Consider the following 769-nt stretch of genomic DNA (forward strand, 5'->3'; position numbering starts at 1 on the left):
GTCACGGGCGGCGTGCCGCGCTCGCTCGGCATCATCGATTCCGCGCAAGCTGCGACCGCGGCAGCGCCCGGCAGGAGCTTCCTCCAGATCAGCGACAGCCATGTCGGCTTCGACAAGCCGGCCAACCCCAATGCACTCGGCACGCTCGAGGAAGCCGTGGGCAAGATCAACGCGATGCCGGCCAAGCCGTCGTTCATGATCCACACCGGCGACATCACCCATCTGTCGAAAGCCGCCGAGTTCGACAATGCCGATCGCATCATCTCGCAGGCCAAGCTGGACGTGCACTACGTCCCCGGCGAACATGATTTCCTCGACGAGGAGGTGAAGTTCTATCGCGAGCGCTATGGCCGCGGCACCAAGGGCCAGGGCTGGTATTCGTTCGACGCCGGCGGCGTGCACTTCGTCGGCCTCGTCAACGTCGTCGACCTCAAGGCCGGCGGCCTCGGCAATCTCGGCGCCGAGCAGCTCGCCTGGCTCGAGGACGATCTGCGCGGCAAGTCGAAATCGACGCCGATCGTGCTGTTCGCCCACATTCCGCTCTGGACCGTCTACCCGGAATGGGGCTGGGGCACCGAGGATGGCGGCCGCGCGCTCGAACACGTCAAGGGTTTCGGCTCGGTCACCGTGCTGAACGGGCACATCCACCAGGTGATGCAGAAGGTCGAGGGCAACGTCACCTTCCACACCGCGCGCTCGACCGCCTTCCCGCAGCCGGCGCCGGGGGCCGCGCCCTCGCCCGGTCCGATGAAGGTCGAGGACGCAAGGC

At 66.8% G+C, this 769-nt stretch carries 1 protein-coding gene; it reads left to right on the forward strand.

Features of this window, described 5'->3' with window-relative positions; all coding sequences use genetic code 11:
• On the forward strand, positions 1 to 769 hold a 769-nt coding region (locus AC1D00_RS43700), incomplete at both ends, for a metallophosphoesterase family protein (protein ID WP_477015009.1).

The organism is Bradyrhizobium sp. P2_E8, assembly GCF_056403875.1.